We start from the raw sequence: 22,383 nt of genomic DNA, 5'->3' as shown, positions 1-22,383 counted from the left end.
GTCCTCCTTCTCATCTGTCCCCCGCGACTCTCGCCGGGGCCGGATTTGGCACCTGCTCCCGCGACTGCCGGCTGCGCCGGACAGGAGGCTCGCGGGTGGTTGCCGGGACTTCGTCGGGCCGTTCCCTCAGTCCCTCGTGATGAGCACGCTCAGCCTAGGCAGGCCGTCTCACGATGCGCACACCGAGTCCACGATGTGGTCGCATCGGCGTCCGCCACGCGGTCAGCGGCGCGAGGCGAGACCGGCCAGGAGGTCCACGACGCCCTGCGGGCCGTCGACGACCACGTCCGCGAGCCGGACGAGGTCGGGCTGCTCGGTGGAGGCGGAGCAGACGACGAGGCCGGGCAGGCCGTCGGCACGCAGCGTCCTGACCGCCTCGAACGCCTCGACGTCGCCGAGGTCGTCGCCGCAGAAGACCACGCCCGTGGCCTCCTGCTGGGCGACGAAGGTCCGGAGCGCGTGGCCCTTGTGCATGTCACCCGAACGCACCTCGATGACGTTGCGACCGGGCTCGATCGTGAGGTGGTGCCGCTCGGCGAGGGCGGAGATCGGCTTCACCAGCCGCTCGAAGGTGCCGACCGGGTCGTCCATGCGCCGGGTGTGCACCGCGACGGCAAGGCCCTTCTCCTCGACATAGGCCTCACTGGCGCCGGCGCTGCGCAGCACCGCCGGCAGCTCGCGCTCGAAGCTCGCCAGCCCGGCCGGGGGGCGCGGCGACCGGATGCGCTGCTCGGTGGCCGACCAGCGCTCGTTGCCGTACTGGCCGAACACGAAGAGCTCCGCACCGCGGTCCAGCATGGCGTTGCCGAGCGCGTCGAGGTCGCCCATGGCGATGGCCTGGCGTGCCGGGCGGCCGGTGATCACCGCGACCGCACGGACCACCTCCGCGAGCTCGAGCAGCGCACCGGGTGCAGCCGGGTGCAGCCGGGCCGCCTCCGGGTCGTCGACCACCGGGGACAGGGTGCCGTCGAAGTCGAGGCCGACGACCACGCCGTCCAGGACCTCGCGCACGGCGTCGTAGTGGGCGCGCGCGTCGTCGGAGGTGAACTCCATGGGTCAACCCAACCACGTGCGGCGCGGGCGCGCCGACCCTGCCCGCCGTTGCGGCGCGGGACGGGGCGGTCCGCGGGGTCAGCGCGGGGCGTCGGCGGTGAGGATGATCGTGAGCCGGTCGCGCTTCATGACGCCGACGGCCGGTGCGGTGCGCTTGATCCCCAGGTCGAGGGCGAGCTGCTTGCCGGCCGCCTCGAGCCGAGGCGGGAAGTAGACGGTGCTGGTGGGGATCAGGCCCTGCCAGTTGTCCTCACCGACGACGGCCCAGCCCACCTCGGTGGCCTTCGCGGCGGTCGCCGCGGCGAGGCCCCGGATGCCGGAGTTGTTGTAGACCTCGACGTAGACCTCGCCCCGCTTGAGCTGCGGCTTGGGCTTCGGCTCGGGCGTCGGGGTCTCGACCGGGGCCGGGGTGGCCTCGGTGCTGGGCGACTGGTCGGCGCTGGCGATCGTGGCGGTGTCGACGCGCCGTTCGGTCGGCGCCTGGTCGCGCGTGGCGACGAAGGTGATCGAGGCCATCGCGACGGCGAGGACCGACAGCATCACGAGCGGGGACGGGAAGGCCACGCCACGCTCGTCGCGACGACGGGGCGCTGGGCGGCCGGGGCTGGGGAAGGAGGCCATGGGGAAGGTGACCAATCGTGAGTGGGCGGGCCGTGACTCGACAGGTGGTGTCAGATCTCGAAGCCGAGGCGGCGCGCCGAGCGCTGCCGCTGGCGGGACGCCCGCAGCCGGCGGAGGCGGCGGACGAGCAGCGGGTCGGCCTCGAGCGCCTCGGGACGGTCGATGAGGGCGTTGAGGACCTGGTAGTAGCGGGTGGAGGACATGTCGAACTTCTCGCGGACCGCCTGCTCCTTGGCGCCGGCGTACTTCCACCAGTGCCGCTCGAACTCGAGGATGTCGCGGTCACGCTGGCTCAGCCCGGCAGCAGTCTCCTGCCCGGCTGCGATGTGCTCGGCTGCGTCCATCGGACATCTCCTCCTCGACCCCACACCACCCGTGACCGGGTGGACGGGCACGAGTCTAGGCGACGAACCACAACGATGTCATTCGCCTCCGGCGAGTCGTCTGGACAAAACCGGCGCCGGGCTCGTGAGCCGAGTGCGGCGGCCGGCAGCGCCTCGAGGGGGACACCGCGGGGTGGTCTCGGCCTCACCGGCCGTCGCTAGTGTTGCGGACGTGACTGGAGCGCCGCAGGCAGACCTCGTGATCGTGGCCAACCGCCTGCCCGTGGACCGCGTGACCCAGCCGGACGGCGCGGTGTCGTGGCGCCCCTCGCCCGGCGGGCTGGTCACCGCGCTCGAGCCGGTGCTGCGGGCCAACGACGGCGCGTGGATCGGGTGGCCGGGCTCGGCCGACGACGACGAGTTCGAGCCGTTCGAGGAGAACGGGCTGTCCCTCATCCCCGTCGCGATGAGCGCCCAGGAGGTCGAGGAGTTCTACGAGGGCTTCTCCAACGGCACGCTCTGGCCGCTCTACCACGACGTCATCGCGAAGCCGGAGTTCCACCGGGAGTGGTGGGACTCCTACGTCTCGGTCAACCAGCGCTTCGCCGACCGCGCCGCCGAGGTGGCGGCCGAGGGCGCGACTGTGTGGGTGCAGGACTACCAGCTCCAGCTCGTGCCGCAGATGCTGCGGGCCAGGCGGCCCGACCTGCGCATCGGCTTCTACCTGCACATCCCGTTCCCGCCCGCCGAGCTCTTCTCGCAGCTGCCGTGGCGCCGCCAGATCCTCGAGGGGCTGCTGGGCGCGGACCTCATCGGCTTCCAGCTGCCGGGTGCCGCCGCCAACTTCGTGCGCCTCGTGCGCAGCCGCGTGGGCCACAAGACCCACCGCGACACCATCTACCTGCCGGACGGCCGGCCCGTGAAGGCGACCGCGTTCCCGATCTCGATCGACACGGCCGGTTTTGAGGAGCTGGCCCGGTCGGAGGCGGTGGCGGAGCGGGCCGCCGAGATCCGCGAGGCGCTGGGGAACCCGCGCCGGATCTTCCTCGGCGTCGACCGGCTCGACTACACCAAGGGCATCTACTCGCGCCTGCGCGCGTTCGGGGAGCTGGTGCGCGACGGGCACCTCGACGTCGAGGACGCCGTCTTCGTGCAGGTGGCGACCCCGTCCCGCGAACGCGTCGAGCAGTACCGCATCCTGCGCGACGAGATCGAGATGCTCGTCGGGCGCATCAACGGCGACTACGGCAAGATCGGCAACCCGGCCATCCACTACCTCCACAACTCCTACCCCCGCGAGGAGATGGCCGCGTTCTACCGCGCCGCCGACATCATGGTGGTGACACCGTTCCGCGACGGGATGAACCTCGTGGCCAAGGAGTACGTCGCCTGCCGCTTCGAGGACGACGGCGCGCTGGTGCTCTCGGAGTTCGCCGGCGCCGCGCAGGAGCTGCGGCAGGCCTGGCTGGTCAACCCCTACGACATCGACGGCATGAAGTCCGCGCTGATGGACGCCTTCGCCGCGGAGAAGAGGGAGACCTCACGGCGGATGCGGGCGATGCGCAGGACCGTCGTCCAGAACGACGTCGCGAAGTGGGCCGCCGACTTCCTGCGCGAGCTCGAGGAGCTGCCCGAGCACCACGACAAGACGGTGCGCCGGTCGCGCTCGAGCTGACTCCGACCGGCTCGGCTCAGGCGGGCGTGCGCCGTGAGGGTGCGGTCTCGTCCTGGGCGACCATGATCGCCTCGATGTCGCGCACCAGGCTGGCTCCCAGGCGCGGCCACGACGGGTCGTAGCCGTAGACCTCACCGAGTCCCACCGCGGAGCGGGTGCCGTCGAGGATGTCGATGTCGCGGGGCGCGATGAGGCCGGGGTGGACGACGCCGATCGCCTCGGAGACCTTGAGCAGGTCGCGGCGCAGGGAGCGGATGTAGTTGGCCGCCCGGACGCTCTTGAGCCCCACGTCGAGGCCACGGGTGTAGCGCGGGTTCTGGGTCGCGATGCCGACCGGGCAGTGGTCGGTGTGGCACTTCTGGGCCTGGATGCAGCCGATCGAGAGCATGGCCTCTCGGCCGACGCTGACCATGTCGGCGCCGAGCGCGAACGCCACCACGGCGTTCTCCGGCACGCCGAGCTTGCCCGCACCGACGAACACCAGGTCGTCGCTGAGGCCGGCCGCGGCGAAGCGGCGCCACACCTCGCTGAAGCCGATGCGGAACGGGTAGGCGACGGAGTCGGCGAAGATCATCGGCGCCGCGCCCGTGCCGCCCTCGCCGCCGTCGATGTTGACGAAGTCGACGCCGCGGGCGCCGGACGCCATCTCCTCGACCAACTCGTCCCACATGGTGAGGTTGCCGACCGCCGACTTGATGCCGACCGGCAGGCCGGTGGCCTCCGCCACCGACTCGACGAAGTCGAGCATCGAGTCGATGTCGTGGAAGACGGTGTGGCGGCTCGGTGACGCGCAGTCCTTGCCCTCCTCGATGCCGCGGATCTCGGCGATCTCCCGGCTGACCTTCCCGCCCGGGAGCATGCCGCCGAGCCCCGGCTTGGCGCCCTGGCTCAGCTTGACCTCGATCGCGCGCACGGGCGCCGACTGGACCACGTCGACGAGGCGAGCCATGTCGAAGCGGCCCCGCTCGTCGCGGCAACCGAAGTAGGAGGTGCCGATCTGGAAGACGACGTCGCCGCCGTTGCGGTGGTGGGGCGACAGGGCACCCTCACCGGTGTTCTGGAAGCAGCCGGCCATGGCCGCGCCCCGGTTGAGCGCCTCGACGGCCTTGCCGGACAGCGAGCCGAAGCTCATCCCGGAGATGTTCACCACCGACGAGGGCCGGAAGGCGTGCGTACGACCGCGCGCCGCGCCCATCACCTTGGCGCACGGCAGCGCGATCTCCTCCTGCGCGTGGGGCATCGTGGCCGCGCCAGGACCGGTGAAGGTGCGGTGCTTGATGATCGGGTAGCCCTCGACCCGCTCGACGTCGTTGTCGGTGCCGAAGCCGAAGTAGTTGTTCTCGAGCTTGGAGCTGGCGTAGACCCAGCGCCGCTGGTCCCGGCTGAACGGGCGCTCCTCGTCGTTGCTGGTGACGATGTACTGCCGCAGCTCGGGCCCGAAGCGCTCCAGGAAGAACCGGGCGTGCCCGATCACGGGGAAGTTGCGCACGATCGCGTGCTTCGTCTGGACCAGGTCGTGCACCGTCGTGGCAGCCGCGGCCGCCGCCGTGCCGCCCAGGATCGCGTACCTCCACCTCATCCCCCGTTCCTAGCCCTCCCACGACGCGTTGTCGAGGACGGACCGTCCCGATGGAGGGGGTCAGGCGAGCTCGCCGCGCGCCACGCTCACCCCGGAGTGGGTGGGGTCGCCGTCGTCCGGCTCGACCGAGATGTCGACGATGCGGTAGCCCTCGTCGATGAGGTCCATCGGGACCGCGAACTCCCCCTCGTCGCCCGCGGCGAGCAGGCCGATGGAGATCATCCGCTTGCCGTCCACGTTGATCAGCCACACCTCGTGCACGCCCGGCTCGTCGCCGAGCTCGCTCGCGCTGACGCGGATCGTGAAGGTCTCGTCGGTCTGCACGGCCTCGGCCTCGCCACGCGCGGCGTCGCTGTCGAGGGCGGTGAGGGGCGCCGCGGCCACGACGGTGCCGGCGCCCGTCGGCGGTTCGACCGCCTCGGGGGTGTCGTCACCGCTCGTGCCGATGCGCCCGAGGCCGATGCCCGCGAGGAGGGCCAGAGCGGCGGCCACACCGGCCAGCCAGAGGGGTACGCCGCGTCGCCGTGCCGGTCCGGCGGGCGCGGACCGCGGCTGCGGTTCGGCGTCACCCGACCTCACCTCGGCGAGCACCTGCGCCCGCAGCGCGGCGGGCGGGGGGACCAGCGCGTCCGCGCCGGCACGACGGCGTACGCCGGTGAAGGCCGCGACGAGTCCGGCGCACTCCGGGCAGGTCTCGGCGTGCTCGCGCACGTCGGCAGGACCGTCCGTGGGGTCGAGGGCGAGCCCCGCGAGCTGTTCGGGATCAACGTGACTCATGGCGCACCCCCTCGAGCTGCTGGTGCAGCTTCATCAGGCCACGGCGGACGTGGCTCTTCACGGTGCCGAGCGGCAGGCCGACCTTCTCGGCGATCTCGGCGTGGCTGCGCTCCTCCCAGAAGGCGAGGAACACGATCGTGCGGCGCGGGTCGGGGAGCTCCTCGACGGCCTGGCGGACGACGAGCCGCTCGGCGACCTCGTCGTCGGCGGCCTGGATCGCGTCGTCGTGGGTGCCGGGCAGCGACACCACGGCCGCGAGCCGGTCGGCGTCACGCGCCCGGGCCGCCCGCAGGTCGGCGACCTTGTGACGGGCGATCCCCACCAGCCAGGCGGGGAGGGCGGCGGGGCTCGGGGTCAGCGTGTGCCGGCTGCGCCACGCGGCGACGAACACCTGCTGGGTGACGTCCTCCGCGTCGTGGCTGTCGCGCAGCGCACGGAGCGCGTAGGTGTGGATCAGCGACGACCAGCGGTCGTAGACCTCCTCGAGGGCGGTCTCGTCGCCGTCGACGAGCCGGGACGCCAGCACATGGACGCTCTCGTCCTGCTCGTCCTCGAACGCCATCGCCCCGGTGACCACCGGGTCACCGTACCGGCGGGGCCCACGGGCGGGGAACGGGATGATGGTCACCGTCGTCCCCCGCCCGTCAGGCGTCCGTGCGTTCCGGCCTCAGAGGTCGATCGGGCGGAGCACCCGGTCGATGCCGTGGGCCACCTGCTTGTTGCCCTTGTTGAGGTCGATAGCCTTCAGGACGACCTTCGGGTCCTGGTCGTTCTTGTCGAGGTCCTTGAGCGTGATGCTCAGGCTCGGCTTCTTCTTGATGTCGACCTTGACCTTGCCGCCCTGGGCGGTGGCCAGCTTCGCGCCGTCGGCCTTGAGCACCTTGTTGCTGGTGAGCGTCTTGCCGGGGACGACGTGGTAGAGCAGGACGGTCTCGATCGTGTCCACGCCGGCGAGGTCGACCAGCGCGTCGAAGATCTTCTTCTCGCTCTTGATCGTCTTGCCGGTCAGGTCCTCGGCCAGCAGGCGGAACGCCTCGTCGGTGGGCGCGAAGACCGTCAGCCGCTTGCTGCCGTCGGCCAGGAGCGCGACCGGGGAGTCGGGCTTGGCGGCGACGACGGCGAGGGCGGCCTCGGTGACGATGTCGAAGTCCTTCTTGTTCTTGTCGAAGGTGTTGCCGTCGGACGTGAGGAGGGCCGCGAGGCTGTCCTCACCAGCGGCCTTGGCGCTGGCGGCGGGCGCCGTGGCCTGCACCGCGCCGAGGGCGAGCGCCGAGGCGGCGAGGATGGCGGGAACGCGTCGCTTCATGAGGGAGGTCCTTCCGTCAGGGGCGCCCGTTGGCGCCCGTCACCCCCTTCTCCGGACCGACCCCGCCGTTGGATGCACCTGTCCCGAAGTTTTTCTGCACGTAGATTTCCTCCATGGACCTCATCCCCAAGCCCGACCAGGTGGTCGCCGCGGCCGGCAACGTCGCGCACACCCTGCTCTACGGCGGGCTGGCCGACCTGCGGCCGATGCCCCGGACGTTGATCGACGACGGGGAGCTGCGCGAGGTCTACCACTACCGCCCGGTCGCCGGTGTCGCCCCGAACGGCGACCCGGTGCTGCTGGTGACACCGCTGGCCGCGCCGGCGCTGTGCTACGACCTGCGCCGCGGCTGCTCCCTGGTCGAGCACCTTGTCACGCAGGGGCGCCCGACCTACCTGCTCGAGTACGGGCAGGTCTCGTTCCGGAACCGGTCGCTCGGCATGGAGCACTGGGTCGACGAGGTGCTGCCCGAGGCGATCCGCACCGTCCACGAGCACGCGGGTGGACGCGGCGTGCACCTCGTCGGCTGGAGCCTGGGCGGGATCTTCACCCTGCTCGTCGCCGCCGACCAGCAGGACCTGCCGATCGCCTCGATCACCGTCGTCGGGTCCCCGGTCGACGTGACCAAGGTGCCCCTGGTGGCCCCGGTGCGGCCGCTGCTCAACCTGACCCAGGGCAAGGGCGTCATCACCCGGGCCTACCGGGTCCTGGGCGGCGTACCGACCCCCCTCGTCAACTGGGCCTTCACCGCCGCCTCGGCGCAGAAGGTGGTCACCAAGCCGCTGGCCGTGCTGACGCACCTCGACGACACCGACTACCTCGCCCAGATGGAGGCGGTCACCCGCTTCATGAACAACATGACGGCCTACCCCGGCCGCACGTTCGGGCAGCTCTACCACCGCTTCGTCAAGGGCAACGCCCTCGCGACCGGCCGCATGGAGATCGGGGACCGCACCGTCGACCTCGCGGCGATCTCGGTGCCCACGCTGGTGTTCGCGGGCAACACCGACGGGATCGCCCCGTTCCCCGCCGTGCGCGCCGTGGTGCCGCTGCTCACCGGCTCGCCGCAGGTGCGCTTCGAGGTCGTGCCCGGCGGCCACCTCGGCATGCTCACCGGGCGCGCCGCGCGGTCGACGACCTGGACGGTGATCGACGAGTGGGTGGACGAGTGGTCGCGCGGGCCGCTGCCGGCGCGCAGGAAGGCGACGCCGAAGGCCTCCGCGGGCACGATCGGGTCGAACCCCACGCGTCGCTACGGGTCGGCCGGGTCACGCGCGCTGGGCGGGCGGTGAGGACGGCGGTCGACGCCGGGCGGCTGCCGCGCGGCGTCCGCATCGGTTACGGCAGCGGCTCGGTGGCCACGGGCGCCTTCGGCACGGTCCCGGGCCTGATGCTCCTGCCCTACCTCACCGACGAGCTGGGCATCGCGGCTCTGTGGGCCGGCACGATCGTGTTCGCGCCGAAGGCGTGGGACGTGCTGCTCAACCCGGTCGCGGGGCGGGTCAGCGACCGGACCGTCGACCCGGCCGGTCCGCGCCGTCCCTGGCTGATCCGGGCGGGCCTGATGCTGGCGGGCGCGTTCGCGCTGATCTTCGCGGCCCCCGACCTCGACAGCCGCTGGCTCGAGGCCGGGTGGGTGCTCCTCTTCTTCGTGCTCGCCGCGTCGGCGTACGCCTTCTTCCAGGTGCCCTACGTCGCGATGCCGGCCGAGATCACGACGTCGTACGACGAGCGGACGCGGCTGATGACGTGGCGCGTGGCGATCCTCGCCCTCACGATCATGCTCGCCGGCGCGACGGCCCCGGTGATCCGCGACGCGGTGGGCGGGCGCGACGGCTACCGGGTGATGGGCGTCGTCATGGCGACCGTCATCCTCCTCGGCGTCCTCGCGGCCTGGTGGGGCACCCGGCGCGCGCCGATCGGGGCGGTGGGCGCGGGAGCCGGGTCGCTGCGCGAGCAGCTGCAGGTCGTCTCGCGGGCGCGCGACTTCCGGGTGCTGCTGACCACGTTCGTCCTGCAGGCCCTCGCGACCGGCTGCATGCTCGCGGGCGTCGCCTACGTCGCCGAGGACCTGCTGGGGCGCACGTCGGCAGCCACGATCCTGTTCGTCTGCTTCGTCGGCCCGGCGCTGCTGCTGACACCGCTGTGGGCCCGCTGGGGCGAGCGGGTGGGCAAGAAGCAGGGCTACGTCGCTGCGTCGCTGCTCCTCGCGGCGGGCGCCGCCCTCGCCGTGCTCGCGCGCGGGGGCAACGACGTGTGGACGTTCGTGGCGACCGGCCTCGTCGGCGTCGGCTACGCAGGCTGCCAGGTGTTCCCGATGGCGATGCTGCCGGACGTCGCGGCCGTGGACGCGGCCCGGACGGGCGAGAACCGCGCCGGGGTCTACACCGGCGTCTGGACGGCCGGCGAGACGCTCGGGCTCGCCCTCGGTCCGGCGCTCTTCGCGCTGATGCTCGCGCTCGGCGGCTACCTCTCGAGCGAGGGCCGTGACATCAGCCAGCCCGACTCGGCGCTGACGACCATCGCGCTGGGGTTCTCGATCGTCCCGGCGGTCCTGACCGTGGTCAGCCTCTGGTGGCTGCGGCAGTACGCCCTCGACCCCGCCGAGGTGGCGGCCGCGGAAGGAGCAGTCCGATGACCGACGCGATGCAGAGGCTCGCGGTCCTCCAGGGCCGCGACCTGCCGGTGCACGGGGGCCGCACGCTGGCCTACGTCTACGACTCCGGCGACCCGGAGGTCGACCGGGTCGCCCGGGAGGCGGTCGCGGCCTACGCCGCCTCCAACGCGCTCGACCCGACCGCGTTCCCGTCACTGCTCCAGATGGAGAACGAGCTCGTCGGCTTCGCGTGCGGGCTGCTCGAAGCACCGGGCTCGGCGGTCGGCACCGTGACCTCGGGCGGGACCGAGTCGATCCTGCTGGCGGTCCAGGGCGCACGCGACAGCCGGCCCGACGTCGCGCGTCCCCGGATGGTGCTGCCGTCGACCGCGCACGCCGCGTTCCACAAGGCCGCGCACTACTTCGGCGTCGAGGCGGTGCTCGTGCCGGTCGGTGCCGACTTCCGGGCCGACGCCGGGGCGATGGCCGCCGCCATCGACGACGACACGGTGCTCGTCGTGGCGAGCGCTCCGTCCTACGCGCACGGGGTCGTCGACCCGGTGACGGCGATCGCCGCGGCCGCGGCAGCGCGCGGGGTCCGCTGCCACGTCGACGCGTGCATCGGCGGGTGGGTGCTGCCGTACGCCTCCCGGCTGGGGCGCCCGGTGCCGCCCTGGACGTTCGCGGTCGACGGCGTCACGTCGATCTCCGTCGACACCCACAAGTACGCCTACGCCCCGAAGGGCACCTCGCTCCTGCTGCACCGCGACGCCTCGCTGCGCAAGCCGCAGTTCTTCGCCTCCGCGGCGTGGCCGGGCTACACGATGCTCAACGCCACGACGCAGTCGACGCGGTCGGGCGGCCCCGTGGCCGGCACGTGGGCCGTCGTCGAGCACATCGGCGACGACGGCTACCTCGCGCTCGCGGACCGCGCGCTCGCGGCGGTCGACGCGATCGTGGCGTGCATCGACGCCGAGCCCGCGCTGCGGCTGGTCGTGGCGCCCGACTCCACGCTCGTGACCCTGGCGACCGATGCGTCCTGCGACCCCTTCACGCTCACGGACGAGCTGGTGGCCCGCGGCTGGTACGTCCAGCCGCAGCTGTCCTTCGGTGACGACGGGCCGAGCATCCACCTGTCGGTCAGCGCGGGCACGCACCCGCACGTCGAGGAGTTCGCCTCGGCCCTCGCCGACTCCGTGGCGGCCGCGCAGGCCGCCGGCCCGGTGGCCGTGGACCCGGGCGTGGTCGCGTTCATCGAGGCGCTCGACCCGGCGGCGCTCGGTGACGACGACTTCGACGGACTGCTCGCCGCGTCGGGCCTGGTCGGCGAGTCGGCCGACGGGGAGCTCGAGCTGCCGAGCCGGATGGCGGAGGTCAACGCGATGCTCGACGTCGCGTCGCCGGCCATGCGGGAGGCACTGCTGGTGGCCTTCCTCGACCGGCTGCAGAGGCCCGTCCGCGGGAGCCGGGCATGAGCAACGCCACGAGCGCGCTCGCCGGGCTGGTCGACAAGGGGCTGGTCGCGCCCGACTGGGCCGAGGCGCTGGCCCCCGTGGACGACCGGATCGCGGCGATGGGGCAGTTCCTGCGCGAGGAGGTCGCCGCCGGTCGCGGCTACCAGCCGGCGGGCGAGCTGGTGCTGCGGGCGTTCCAGCGCCCGCTGGCCGACGTACGCGTCCTCGTCGTCGGGCAGGACCCGTACCCGAACCCCGCCCACCCGATCGGGCTGAGCTTCGCCGTCGAGCGGCACGTGTGGCCGCTGCCCCCGAGCCTGGTCAACATCTACGTCGAGCTGCGCGACGACCTCGGCATCGTGCCGCCGCGGCACGGCGACCTGTCGGCGTGGGCCGACCGGGGCGTCATGCTGCTCAACCGGACCCTGACGGTGCGGCCGGGCGACTCCAACAGCCACCAGGGCCGCGGGTGGGAGGCGATCACCGAACGGGCCATCGTCGCGCTCGCCGAGCGCGGCGGGCCGGCTGCCGCGATCCTGTGGGGCCGGCACGCCCAGAAGCTGAAGCCGCTGCTCGGCGCCGTCCCGTGCGTGGAGTCGGCCCACCCCTCGCCGCTCAGCGCGCGGCGCGGCTTCTTCGGCTCCCGGCCCTTCAGCACGGTCAACAGCCTGCTGGTGGACCAGGGCGCCGAGCCCGTCGACTGGAGCCTGCCGGCGTACGACGACGTCCCGGCGCGGTAGTCCAGTGGCGAACTGTCGTACGGACGACCCGCAGACGACCACTTGTCCCTGGACTACCGGTGGAATATAGTTGAACCAACAACTATTGAGGACGTCATGACCACTCCCATGCCTGCCCTGTACATCGGCCACGGTGCGCCGCCGCTGCTCGACGACCCGATCTGGTCCGGGCAGCTCGCGGCCTGGGCGAAGGACCTGCCGCGCCCGAAGGCGATCCTCATCGTCTCGGCGCACTGGGAGTCGGCGCCGGTGAGCCTGTCGGCCAGCGGCGCGCCACTGGTCTACGACTTCGGCGGGTTCGCGCCGAAGTACTACCGGATGACCTACCAGACGCCCGACGCCACCGCGCTGGCGCAGCGCGTCGCAGCGATGATGCCGACCGGCGAGCCCGTGCACCAGCACGTCTCGCGCGGCCTCGACCACGGCGCATGGGTGCCGCTGAAGATCATGTACCCCGAGGCCGACATCCCGGTGCTGCAGATGTCGCTGCCGACCGACGACCCGCACCGCCTGATGCGGCTCGGCGAGCGGCTGCGCCCGCTGCGCGAGGAGGGCGTGCTCGTCATCGGCTCGGGCTTCCTCACCCACGGCCTGCCCTTCCTCGAGGAGTTCCGCATCGACGCCGCCGCCCCCGGCTGGTCGGTGGACTTCGACCTCTGGGCCGCCGACGCGCTCTCCCGCGGCGACGTCGACACGCTGTCCGACTACAGGTCGAAGGCGCCCGGCATGCCGTACGCCCACCCGACCGTCGAGCACTACACGCCGCTGTTCGTGACCCTCGGCGCGGCGACGACCGCCGACGAGCCGGGCGTCCAGGTCATCGACGGCTACTGGATGGGCCTGTCGAAGCGGTCCCTGCAGGTCGCCTAAGGTCGGGGTGTGCGCGTCCTCTCGATCCAGTCCCACGTCGCCTACGGCCACGTCGGCAACTCCGCTGCCGTGTTCCCGCTCCAGCGCCTCGGCCACGACGTGTGGCCGGTCCTGACGGTGAACTTCTCCAACCACACCGGCTACGGCGCGTGGCGCGGGCCGCTGATCGCGGCGCAGGACGTCGCCGAGGTGATCACCGGCATCGGCGAGCGCGGCGCCTTCGAGACCTGCGACGCGGTCCTGTCGGGCTACCAGGGCTCCCCCGAGATCGCGGACGTCATCGTCGACGCGGTCGCGCAGGTCAAGGCGGCCAACCCCGACGCGACGTACACCTGCGACCCGGTCATGGGCAACGCCACCTCGGGCTGCTTCGTCAACCCGGCGATCCCGCCGAAGTACCGCTCCACGGTGATCCCGGTCGCCGACGTGCTGACGCCCAACCAGTTCGAGCTCGGCTTCATCACCGACCGTGACGGCCTGAGCGGCCCGTCGACCCTCGAGGACATCCTGTCCGCCGTGGACGAGGTGCGCGGCCTCGGCCCCTCGACCGTGCTCGTCACGTCGGTCGACCGCGAGGGTGCGGACGACGACGTCATCGAGATGCTCGCGGTCACCGGGGACGGCGCGTGGCTCGTCACCACCCCGCGCCTGCCGATGAAGGCCAACGGCTCCGGCGACATCACTGCCGCCCTGTTCACCGCCCACCTGCGCACGACCGGCTCCCCCGCCGACGCCCTCGCCCGGACCGCGTCCTCGGTCTTCGCGGTCCTCAAGGAGACCCTCGACTCCGGCGAGCGCGAGCTCCGGCTGATCGCCGCGCAGGACGCGATCGCCTCCCCCGCGTGCGAGTTCGAGGTGCAGCAGGTCCGCTGACGGCTGGAGCCGCGTGAGAGATTCGAACTCTCGCAACCCAATTTACAAGATTGGTGCTCTACCCCTGAGCTAACGCGGCGTGCGCCCGAGGACGCGGCGGCCATCCTAGGTGAGGAAGGATGTGGCCCGTGAGCCTCCTCCACGACCCCCACCACGACGGGTCCCCGCTCTTCGTCTCCGACGAGGCACCGGCGCTCGGCGCCAGGGTCACCGTGCGCGTCCGCACCAGCGCGACCGACCCGGTCGAAGCCGTCTGGCTGCGGACGACGTACGACGCCGAGCCGGTCTTCCACCCGACCACGCCGACCACGATCGGCGACGCCGTGTGGTGGGAGGGCGAGCTGCCGGTCCACAACCCGGTGACGCACTACCGCTTCCTCCTCGTCCGCGACGGTGGCGAGGAGCAGGAGTGGCTGACCGGCGCCGGCGTGGTGGCCCACGACGTGCCGGACGCCGACGACTTTCGCCTGGCCGCCCACCCGCCCGCACCGGACTGGGGGCGTGACGGGGTCGTCTACCAGGTGTTCCCCGACCGCTTCGCCCGCTCGGCCGCGGCCGAGGAGCGGGAGGTCCCGGACTGGGCGCTGCCCGCGGACTGGGACGACGAGGTGGTCTTCGAGGGCAGCGACCCGCGCACGCCGATGCAGCTCTTCGGCGGCGACCTCGACGGCATCACCGAGCACCTCGACCACCTCGCCGAGGTCGGGGCCGACATCCTCTACACGACGCCGGTCTTCCCCGGCGAGAGCAACCACCGCTACAACGCGACGACCTTCACCGAGGTCGACCCGCTGCTCGGCGGCAGCGAGGCGTACGCCCGGCTGAGCGCCGCCGTCCACGAGCGCGGGTGGCGCATCCTGGGCGACCTCACCACCAACCACACGGGCGACACCCACGAGTGGTTCCTCTGCGCGGTCGACGACCCGCGCGACCCGCACCGCTCGTTCTACTACTTCTCCGACGACGGCACCTACGCCGACTGGATGGGCCACGGCACGCTCCCGAAGATCAACCACGCCAACCTCGACGTGCGCCACGCGATGGTCGAGGGCCCCGACTCGGTGGTCGGCCGCTGGCTGCAGCAGCCCTACGCCGTCGACGGGTGGCGCATCGACGTCGCCAACATGACCGGCCGGCTCGGTGACATCGACGTGGCCCACGAGGTCGCCCGCGCCGTGCGGGCCACCGCCGCCGCGCTCCACGACGACCCGTGGGTCATCGGCGAGCACAACCACGACGCCACCGGCGACGTCGACGGCGACGGCTGGCACGGCACGATGAACTACTCCGGCTTCTCCTGGCCCGTCTGGTCGTGGCTGCGCGACCCCGCCTCGCCCGCCCGTCCCTTCGGGCGCCCGGTGCCGGTCCCGCGCCGCGGCGGCGGCGCGGTCGTCGAGACGTTCCGCGCCTGGCAGGGGGCGCTCGGCTGGCGCGCCACCGCGTCGAGCTGGAACATCCTCGGCTCCCACGACTCCGCCCGGATCCGCACCCTCGTCGGCGGGGACGCCGCCGTCCACCGCGTCGCCGCCGGCCTGCAGTTCACGATGCCCGGCGTCCCGATGGTCTTCGCCGGTGACGAGATCGGCCTCGAAGGCGTCAACGGCGAGGACGCCCGCCGCCCGATGCCGTGGCACCGCCGCGAGGAGTGGGACCGGCAGACGCTCACGACGTACGCCGACCTGGCCCGGCTGCGGCGGGAGCACCCGGCCCTGCGCCGGGGCGGGCTGCGCTGGGCGCACGTCGACGACGACACCATCGCCTACCTCCGCGAGCACCCCGACCAGACCGTGCTCGTCGTCGCCCGCCGGGCCGCCGGCAGCGCCTTCACGCTCCCCACGGGCGCGGGCCGGCACCTCTTCGGGTCCGAGCCCGGCGGCGCCGACCTCGTCACCGGGCCCGACGGCGCCGAGGTCCCGGCCGCCGCGGGGCCGCGGCTCGACGTCTGGGAGATCTGAGGCGAGCAGGCGCTCCACGCGCGTCCCGTGCCCGGCTAGGGTGCTTCGCATGGCCATGCGGATCGTCGCCAGCCGGCCCGACCCGGCGATCCTCCGGCTGCCCTGGCACCTGCCGCTCGAGGAGTGGCCGGACGAGGTCGTCGTACCACTCCCCCGCGGCCTGTCGCGCCACGTCGTCCGCATCGTGCGGCTCGGCAGCAGCGTCTACGCCGTCAAGGAGACCAACGACGACATCGCCTTCCGCGAGTACCGGATGCTGCGCGACCTCCAGCGCATGGGCATGCCGTCGGTGGTGCCGCAGGGCGTCGTCACCGGTCGCGAGAGCCGCGACGGCGAGGAGCTGCCGGCGGCGCTGCTCACCCACCACCTCCGCTTCTCCCTGCCCTACCGCAGCCTGTTCAGCCGCGGCATGGACGTCGAGCACGTGCCCACGCTCATCGACGCGATCGTGGTGCTGCTGGTCCGGCTCCACCTCGCCGGCTTCTACTGGGGCGACGTGTCGCTGTCCAACGTGCTGTTCCGCCGCGACGCCGGCGCCCTCGCCGCCTACCTCGTGGACGCCGAGACCGGCGAGCTGCACGAGTCCGTCGGGGACCGGCTGCGGGAGTACGACATCACCGTGGGCTGCGAGAACATCTTCGCCGAGTTGATGGACCTCAGCGCGAGCGGCGCCGTGCAGCGCCCCATCGACGGCTTCGAGATCATCGAGCACCTGCGCTCGCGCTACGAGGCGCTGTGGCGCGAGCTCACCGACCTCGAGGAGTTCGGCGCCGACGAGATGTGGCGCATCGAGCGCCGCGTGGAGCGGCTCAACGACCTCGGCTTCGACGTCGACGAGCTCGACATCGTCACCGACCTCGGCGGCGACACGATCCGCATCCAGCCCAAGGTCGTCGACCTCGGCCACCACACCCGCGAGCTGCGCGACCTCACCGGCATGACGGTCGAGGACAACCAGGCACGCCGGATCCTCAACGACATCGCGTCCTACACCGCCCACCACGACCTCGGCCGCGAGGACCGTCACCTCGTCGCGAGCCGCTGGATGCACGAGATCTTCGAGCCGATCATGACGATGATCCCGCCCGACGCCACCGGCAAGCTCGAGCCCGCGGAGGTCTTCCACGAGATCCTCGAGCACCGCTGGTACCTCTCCGAGCGGGCCGGGCACGAGGTGAACATCCACGCCACCGCTCGCGACTACATCGACCGGTTCCTCACCGCCAAGCCCGACGAAGCGATCACGGGGCAGGAGTGACCGGCTCCCAGTCGCCGACCTGCCACGAGCCGTTGGTGCGCAGCCGCACCCACTGCAGCCCGACCGGTCGACCGTCGGCGTAGGTCACCAGGCTGACCTCGGCGTCGCGCCGCGGCTTGCTGCCGAGCGCGAAGGCGTACGCCGCACCGCCGGTCGTGCCGTTGGTCCAGGTGTAGCCGGTCGCGTCGTCCTCGCCGTCGACGGCGTCCGGACCGTTCTGGACGTGGGTGTGCCCGCCGACCACGAGGTCCACGCAGCCCCGGGCGAGCGCCTCACGGCCCAGGTTGGCGTCGTGGACCAGCATCGTGCTCACCCGCTCGCCGTCCTCGGCGGCGGCGCAGGCCCCGTCCGCGAGCCGGTCGCCCACCTCGGTGAAGCTGAGACCGGTCTCGTCGCGCCAGCTGCCGAGCCCGCTGCTGCGCGGGTCGTCGACGCCGAGCAGGGTGCCACCCCACGGGGCCTCGACCACCTCGCCGTCGAGCATGGTCCACCCGAGGTCGGCGAGGTAGGTGCTGACGAACGTGCCGTGGTCGTGGTTGCCGGCGACCCCGAAGCGCTCCCAGTCGTCGAAGGCGGTCTGGAGGGAGTCGAGGCTGAAGGCCTCCCACGGCTGGCCGGTCGAGGTGTCGTCGCCGGCGTCGAGCACGACGGTCGCCCCGGCGGCCTCGCCGATGGCGCGGGCCACGCGGTCCATGCCGATGTTGTCGTGGCGGTCGCTCACCAGGAGGGCGACGGTCTCGCCGTCCTCCGGGGTGCGCAGGCCCTTCTCGGGGAGGTCGGCCGCCTCCTCGGCAGCCGTGGAGTAGAACTCCTTGCTCTTGTCGTAGGTGTCCACCGCGCTCAGCACGAGCCGCTTGCTCTGGGTCGTGACCGGGCCGGTGCGCACCTCGATGCCGCGCACCTCGGCCGGCAGGTCCACGTCGGGGCCCGCCAGGTCGGCGAGCGTCTGCCAGGTGCCCTGGTCGTCCTGCGTCTCCTCGTCGTTCTCCCACGGCTGCCACACCAGCAGCGGGAGCGTCAGCAGCAGGACCAGCGCCAGCAGGCCCTGGCGCGTCCGGAGCCCCCGGAACAGCTCGCCTCGCCGATGGCGTCCCAGCAGCAGGAACACCGCGACCGGCAGCAGCCCCACCGCGAGGCCGCGGAGGGCCGCGGAGAGGGCCATGTCGCGCACCACGCCCTCGACCTTGTCGATGGGCGCGGACGGGTCGCTGGCGATGAGCGCGTAGCGCTGCACCAGCTCCTCGATCGACCCCACCTCGGTCTTGCCGAGCGTGAGCGTCACACCGAGCGGGCCGACGTCGCGGATGCGCAGGTCGGGCAGCAGCGGCCCGGTCTCGACCACCGCGTCGCGCGCCAGCGTGGGCCGTACGACGGTGTCGTGGCCGACGAGCACGACGGTCCGGCTGCTGTTGAGGAACAGCGACACCGCGACCGCGAGCCCGAGCGCCATGCTGCCCACGAGCAGCACGGCACCGACGAGGACCCGCCGCGGGGTGGACGACATCCCTACGAGCGGGCCTGCGAGATCGCGTAGAGGGCGACCGAGGCGGCCACGCCGGCGTTGAGCGACTCCAGCTGGCCGGCCATCGGGATCGAGACGATCTGGTCGCAGGTCTCCGCGACGAGGCGCCCGAGGCCCTTGCCCTCGGACCCGACGACGACCACCAGCGGTCCCTCGGCCAGGCCACCGGGGGCGACGAGCTCGGGGAGCGAGATGTCGCCGTCGGCCGCCAGGCCCACGACCATGCACCCGGCGTCCTGGTAGGCCTTGAGCTGGCGGGTCAGGTTGACCGTCTGCGCGATGGGCAGCCGCGCGGCGGCGCCGGCGCTGGTCTTCCACGCCGAGGCGGTCATGCCGGCGGCCCGGCGCTCGGGGATCAGCACGCCGTGGGCGCCGAAGCCGGCCGCGGAGCGGACGACGGCGCCGAGGTTGCGCGGGTCGGTGACCGAGTCGAGGGCGACGACCAGCGCCGGCTCCTTGGCGTCGGACGCCCGTTCGAGGAGGTCGTCGGCGTGGGCGTACTCGTAGGCCGGCAGCCGCGCCGCGAGACCCTGGTGCACGGCACCGCCGGTCATCCGGTCCATCTCGTTGCGGGTGACCTCGAGCAGCGTCAGCCCCTGCTCGGCGGCCAGCTTGAAGGCCTCGCGCATCCGGCCGTCGCGCTCGGCTCCCTCGGCGACGTAGATCGCCGCGACCGGCACGCCGGCCTGCAGCAGCTCGACGACCGAGTTGCGACCAGCGGCCCACTCCGCGTCGGAGGTCGTGCGCCGCTTGGACCGCGTCGCCTTGTCGCGCTCGGCGCGCTTGGCCGCCTTGTGCGCCTGGTGGTAGGGCCGGTCCTTGGCCTTGGGCGTCGGGCCCCTGCCCTCGAGCCCGCGACGCACCCGTCCCCCCGACCCGGCGGTGGGGTTGCCCTTGCCGGTCTTCTTGATCGCGCCCTTGCGCTGCGAGTTGCCCGCCATGTCACACGCTCCACTTCGGTCCGGTAGGGGTGTCCTCCACCTCGACGCCGGCCGCCTTGATCCGGTCGCGGATGGCGTCGGCGCGGGCCCAGTCCTTGGCCTCGCGCGCGGCCGCCCTCTCCTCGAGCAGGCCCTTCACCAGCGCGTCGACGACCTCGGTCAGCCGGTCACCGGACCCGACGGTCGCCCACGCGTCGTCGGCGGGGTTGAGCCCGAGCACGTCGAGCATCGCGATGACCTCGCCGAACTTCTGGCTGAGCTCGTCGGACGGCCCGTCGGCCAGCAGCCGGTTGCCCTCGCGGACCGAGTCGTGGATGACCGCCACCGCGGCGGGCGTCCCGAGGTCGTCGTCCATCGCGTCGCGGAAGGCGTCGGGCATCGAGGCGAACCAGGTGCCGACGACGGGGGCGGCGCGGTCGAGGAAGTCCTCGATGCGCCGGAACGCCTTGGCCGACTCCTCGAGCGCCTCGAAGCTGAACTCGACGTGCGAGCGGTAGTGGGCCGCCACGATGTAGTAGCGCAGCTCGATGCCCCGCACCCGCTCGAGCACCGACGGGATGAGCATCGAGTTGCCCAGCGACTTGCTCATCTTCTCGCCGGCGGTGGTGATCCAGGCGTTGTGCAGCCAGTACGACGCGAACGGGCGGCCGGCGGCACGCGACTGCGCCTGCTCGTTCTCGTGGTGCGGGAAGCGCAGGTCGACGCCACCACCGTGGATGTCGAAGGCGGGGCCGAGGTACTTGCCGGCCATGGCCGAGCACTCGATGTGCCACCCGGGACGACCCGGCCCCCACGGGGACGGCCAGGACGCGGTCTGCGGCTCGGACTCCTTCTTCCAGCCCTTCCACAGCGCGAAGTCGCGCGGGTCGCGCTTGCCGCGCGGGTCGGCGTCGCCGGCGGGCTCCATGTCCTCGACCCGCTGGCGGGTCAGCTCGCCGTACGCCGGCCAGCTGCGCACGTCGAAGTAGACGTCCCCGCTGCCGTCCTCGGCGGCGTAGGCGTGGCCGCGGGCGATCAGCTGCTCGATCAGCTCGACGATCTCCGGGACGTGGCCGGTCGCGCCCGGCTCGTAGGTCGGCGGCAGCACGTTGATCGCCGCAAGCGCGGCGTCGAGCTCGCGCTTCATCGCCGAGGCGAGGGCGTACCAGTGGACGCCCTGCTCGGCCGACTTCGTCAGGATCTTGTCGTCGATGTCGGTGACGTTGCGGATGAAGTCGACCTCGTGGCCGGTGGCAGCGAGCCAGCGGCGGAGCACGTCGAAGTTCACTGCGGAGCGCACGTGCCCGACGTGCGGCTCCGACTGCACCGTCAGCCCGCAAACGTAGATGCCCGCCCGGCCCGGGGTGAGCGGGACGAAGTCACGGGTCTCGCGCGTCGCGGTGTCGTGGAGCCTCAGAGTCACCGGGCAAGTCTAGGGCGAGCGGTCCGATCCTCCGGCTTCGACGACCGCCCCGCAGGATCGGCCGGTGTGACTCCTGAGACGCGTGGGACATTCCGGGTTATCGTCGACCGGTGCTCCGACGTGTCGCGGTCCTCGCCCTTCCCCTGCTGCTGGCGACCTCCCTCGCCCCCGCGCTCGCCCCCGCGGCGGGCGCCGCCGAGGGGCCCTCGGCCCGCAAGCGGGTGACGCCCCAGGTGCAGCTGACGTCGTGGACCAGCTACCGCGACCTCAAGGCCGGCAAGCGCACCGGGCTCAAGCTCGGCCGCGGCCAGGTCTCCCTGCTGGACGCCAGGCCCCGCACCGTCGCGGGCAAGTCCTACGAGGCCGGCACCTGGACCTCGCCGTGGGCCACGACGGGCTTCGGCGCCACCGCCGTCATCCCGTCGTGGGAGGCGACCACCCCCGGCCGCACCCTGGTCCGGGTCGAGATCCGGGCGCAGGACGCCGGCGGTCGCACCGGCACGTGGGACACCGTGGCCGACTGGGCGCGCACCGACCGCCCCGTGCCGCGGACGACGTACTCCGGCCAGAGCGACGACCTCGGCCGCGTCAGCGCCGACACCTGGTTCGCCGCGTCCGCCGTGACGGCGTACCAGCTGCGCGTGACCCTGATGCGACCGAAGGGCTCGAGCAAGGCCGTCAGCCTGGAGCGGGTCGGCGCCGTCGCCTCCGCCGACGCCTCGGCCCCGCGCGCCACCTCGCAGCCCGGCCCCGCGGCCGGCACCGTCCTGCCCGTGCCGACGTACTCCCAGATGGTGCACAGCGGGCACTACCCCGCCTGGGGCGGGGGCGGCGAGGCGTGGTGCTCCCCCACGTCGCTGGCGATGGTGCTCGCCTACCACGGCGTCTCCCCCGCGCCCACCGGGATCACCCCCGGCCACACCGACGCGGTGGTCGACCACACCGCCAGGATGGTCTACGACCACGGCTACCGCGGCACCGGCAACTGGGCCTTCAACACCGCCTACGCCGCCACCCTCGTCGGCGGCGACTCCTACGTCACCCGGATGCGCGACCTGCGCGAGGCCGAGGACTACATCGCCGCGGGGGTGCCGCTGATCGTCTCGATCGCCTTCGGCCGCAACCAGCTCGCCGGCGCCCCGATCTCGGCGAGCAACGGCCACCTGCTGGTCGTCGTGGGCTTCGAGGCCGACGGCGACGTGGTGGTCAACGACCCGGCGGGTGCGACCAACGCCGAGGTGCGCCGCGTCTACGACCGCGCCCAGTTCGAGCGGATCTGGATCGCCGCCTCCGGCGGGACGGCGTACGTCGTCCGCAACGGCTGACAGCGGGGACTCCCGGCCCGCCCTGAGCAGGCCGGCGCTCCCCGGTCCCACCGTCCACAGGCAGCGGCCCGCAGGTGTACGACGCCTGCGGTCGGGCATCGAGTGCGCATGGA

General features: G+C 72.7%; 20 protein-coding genes, 1 tRNA gene and 1 riboswitch. Of the genes, 10 read left to right on the top strand and 11 right to left on the bottom strand.

The features are described from left to right. Positions 1-7: 7 nt before the first annotated feature. A riboswitch (SAM riboswitch) is annotated at positions 8-146 on the bottom strand. 76 nt (positions 147-222) lie between these two features. The 3 genes from otsB to NYO98_RS01845 form a co-directional block, all read right to left on the bottom strand. Continuing rightward, the gene (gene otsB, locus NYO98_RS01855; RefSeq protein ID WP_268109823.1) at positions 223-1,053 is read right to left on the bottom strand and encodes a trehalose-phosphatase; all 831 of its coding nucleotides are present in this window, start codon (positions 1,051-1,053) and stop codon (positions 223-225) included. A 78-nt stretch (positions 1,054-1,131) separates the two neighbouring features. Beyond that, entirely contained in the window at positions 1,132-1,617 is a 486-nt protein-coding gene (locus NYO98_RS01850) for a LytR C-terminal domain-containing protein (protein ID WP_268109822.1), read from the bottom strand. A gap of 107 nt (positions 1,618-1,724) precedes the next feature. Further along, entirely contained in the window at positions 1,725-2,018 is a 294-nt protein-coding gene (locus NYO98_RS01845; RefSeq protein WP_268109821.1) for a DUF3263 domain-containing protein, read from the bottom strand. Positions 2,019-2,229: 211 nt separating this feature from the next. On the opposite strand from NYO98_RS01845, the gene NYO98_RS01840 reads away from it, so the two are divergent. After that, the gene (locus NYO98_RS01840) at positions 2,230-3,672 is read left to right on the top strand and encodes an alpha,alpha-trehalose-phosphate synthase (UDP-forming) (RefSeq protein WP_268109820.1); all 1,443 of its coding nucleotides are present in this window, start codon (positions 2,230-2,232) and stop codon (positions 3,670-3,672) included. A 16-nt stretch (positions 3,673-3,688) separates the two neighbouring features. Here the strand turns inward: NYO98_RS01840 and NYO98_RS01835 are convergent, their stop codons facing one another. Genes NYO98_RS01835 through NYO98_RS01820 form a run of 4 tightly spaced genes read right to left on the bottom strand, consistent with a single transcriptional unit; the run spans position 3,689 to position 7,334 of the window. After that, the gene (locus tag NYO98_RS01835) at positions 3,689-5,251 is read right to left on the bottom strand and encodes an FMN-binding glutamate synthase family protein (RefSeq protein ID WP_268109819.1); all 1,563 of its coding nucleotides are present in this window, start codon (positions 5,249-5,251) and stop codon (positions 3,689-3,691) included. Positions 5,252-5,311: 60 nt separating this feature from the next. After that, a complete protein-coding gene (locus tag NYO98_RS01830) occupies positions 5,312-6,028 on the bottom strand; it encodes an anti-sigma factor (protein WP_268109818.1) in 717 nt (238 codons plus the stop codon). After that, entirely contained in the window at positions 6,015-6,656 is a 642-nt protein-coding gene (locus tag NYO98_RS01825) for an RNA polymerase sigma factor (RefSeq protein WP_268109817.1), read from the bottom strand. Before NYO98_RS01825 ends, NYO98_RS01830 begins: the two co-directional genes overlap by 14 nt. 39 nt (positions 6,657-6,695) lie before the next feature. Continuing rightward, complete coding sequence (locus NYO98_RS01820; protein WP_268109816.1) at positions 6,696-7,334, bottom strand: fasciclin domain-containing protein; 639 nt, start codon at positions 7,332-7,334, stop codon at positions 6,696-6,698. Positions 7,335-7,447: 113 nt separating this feature from the next. On the opposite strand from NYO98_RS01820, the gene NYO98_RS01815 reads away from it, so the two are divergent. The 6 genes from NYO98_RS01815 to pdxY all read left to right on the top strand — a co-directional run bounded on the left by NYO98_RS01815 (position 7,448) and on the right by pdxY (position 13,867). Continuing rightward, the gene (locus tag NYO98_RS01815; RefSeq protein WP_268109815.1) at positions 7,448-8,626 is read left to right on the top strand and encodes an alpha/beta fold hydrolase; all 1,179 of its coding nucleotides are present in this window, start codon (positions 7,448-7,450) and stop codon (positions 8,624-8,626) included. Then, on the top strand, positions 8,623-9,972 hold the full coding sequence (locus NYO98_RS01810; protein ID WP_268109814.1) for an MFS transporter: 1,350 nt from the start codon (positions 8,623-8,625) through the stop codon (positions 9,970-9,972). The genes NYO98_RS01815 and NYO98_RS01810 overlap by 4 nt, the downstream gene beginning before the upstream one ends. Next, on the top strand, positions 9,969-11,405 hold the full coding sequence (locus tag NYO98_RS01805) for a pyridoxal phosphate-dependent decarboxylase family protein (RefSeq protein WP_268109813.1): 1,437 nt from the start codon (positions 9,969-9,971) through the stop codon (positions 11,403-11,405). The genes NYO98_RS01810 and NYO98_RS01805 overlap by 4 nt, the downstream gene beginning before the upstream one ends. Further along, positions 11,402-12,124 carry a uracil-DNA glycosylase gene (locus NYO98_RS01800; protein WP_268109812.1) on the top strand — a complete coding sequence of 241 codons (723 nt, stop codon included), beginning with the start codon at positions 11,402-11,404 and terminating at the stop codon, positions 12,122-12,124. The genes NYO98_RS01805 and NYO98_RS01800 overlap by 4 nt, the downstream gene beginning before the upstream one ends. A gap of 96 nt (positions 12,125-12,220) precedes the next feature. Further along, positions 12,221-12,994 carry a dioxygenase family protein gene (locus NYO98_RS01795; RefSeq protein ID WP_268109811.1) on the top strand — a complete coding sequence of 258 codons (774 nt, stop codon included), beginning with the start codon at positions 12,221-12,223 and terminating at the stop codon, positions 12,992-12,994. Between the two features lie 9 nt (positions 12,995-13,003). Beyond that, a complete protein-coding gene (gene pdxY, locus NYO98_RS01790) occupies positions 13,004-13,867 on the top strand; it encodes a pyridoxal kinase PdxY (RefSeq protein ID WP_268109810.1) in 864 nt (287 codons plus the stop codon). 4 nt (positions 13,868-13,871) lie between these two features. Here the strand turns inward: pdxY and NYO98_RS01785 are convergent. Further along, positions 13,872-13,946, bottom strand: a tRNA-Thr gene (locus NYO98_RS01785). A gap of 49 nt (positions 13,947-13,995) precedes the next feature. On the opposite strand from NYO98_RS01785, the gene NYO98_RS01780 reads away from it, so the two are divergent. Further along, positions 13,996-15,822, top strand: a complete 1,827-nt coding sequence (locus tag NYO98_RS01780) for a glycoside hydrolase family 13 protein (RefSeq protein WP_268109809.1) — start codon at positions 13,996-13,998, stop codon at positions 15,820-15,822. Positions 15,823-15,871: 49 nt separating this feature from the next. Beyond that, on the top strand, positions 15,872-17,080 hold the full coding sequence (locus NYO98_RS01775) for a DUF4032 domain-containing protein (RefSeq protein WP_268109808.1): 1,209 nt from the start codon (positions 15,872-15,874) through the stop codon (positions 17,078-17,080). Here the strand turns inward: NYO98_RS01775 and NYO98_RS01770 are convergent. Genes NYO98_RS01770 through cysS form a run of 3 tightly spaced genes read right to left on the bottom strand, consistent with a single transcriptional unit; the run spans position 17,064 to position 20,945 of the window. Next, positions 17,064-18,584, bottom strand: a complete 1,521-nt coding sequence (locus NYO98_RS01770) for a metallophosphoesterase (RefSeq protein WP_268109807.1) — start codon at positions 18,582-18,584, stop codon at positions 17,064-17,066. The genes NYO98_RS01775 and NYO98_RS01770 overlap by 17 nt on opposite strands. 2 nt (positions 18,585-18,586) lie before the next feature. Beyond that, complete coding sequence (gene rlmB, locus NYO98_RS01765) at positions 18,587-19,543, bottom strand: 23S rRNA (guanosine(2251)-2'-O)-methyltransferase RlmB (protein ID WP_268109806.1); 957 nt, start codon at positions 19,541-19,543, stop codon at positions 18,587-18,589. 1 nt (position 19,544) lies between these two features. Beyond that, complete coding sequence (gene cysS, locus NYO98_RS01760) at positions 19,545-20,945, bottom strand: cysteine--tRNA ligase (protein WP_268109805.1); 1,401 nt, start codon at positions 20,943-20,945, stop codon at positions 19,545-19,547. 110 nt (positions 20,946-21,055) lie between these two features. Between cysS and NYO98_RS01755 the strand changes: the two genes are divergently transcribed. After that, the gene (locus tag NYO98_RS01755) at positions 21,056-22,270 is read left to right on the top strand and encodes a peptidase C39 family protein (RefSeq protein WP_268109804.1); all 1,215 of its coding nucleotides are present in this window, start codon (positions 21,056-21,058) and stop codon (positions 22,268-22,270) included. The last annotated feature ends 113 nt before the right edge of the window (positions 22,271-22,383 follow it).

This window comes from Nocardioides pini (assembly GCF_026712185.1).
Classification (GTDB): domain Bacteria; phylum Actinomycetota; class Actinomycetes; order Propionibacteriales; family Nocardioidaceae; genus Nocardioides; species Nocardioides pini.
The sequence above is the reverse complement of the archived record's forward strand: the minus strand, read 5'-3'. Positions and strand labels throughout refer to the sequence as shown.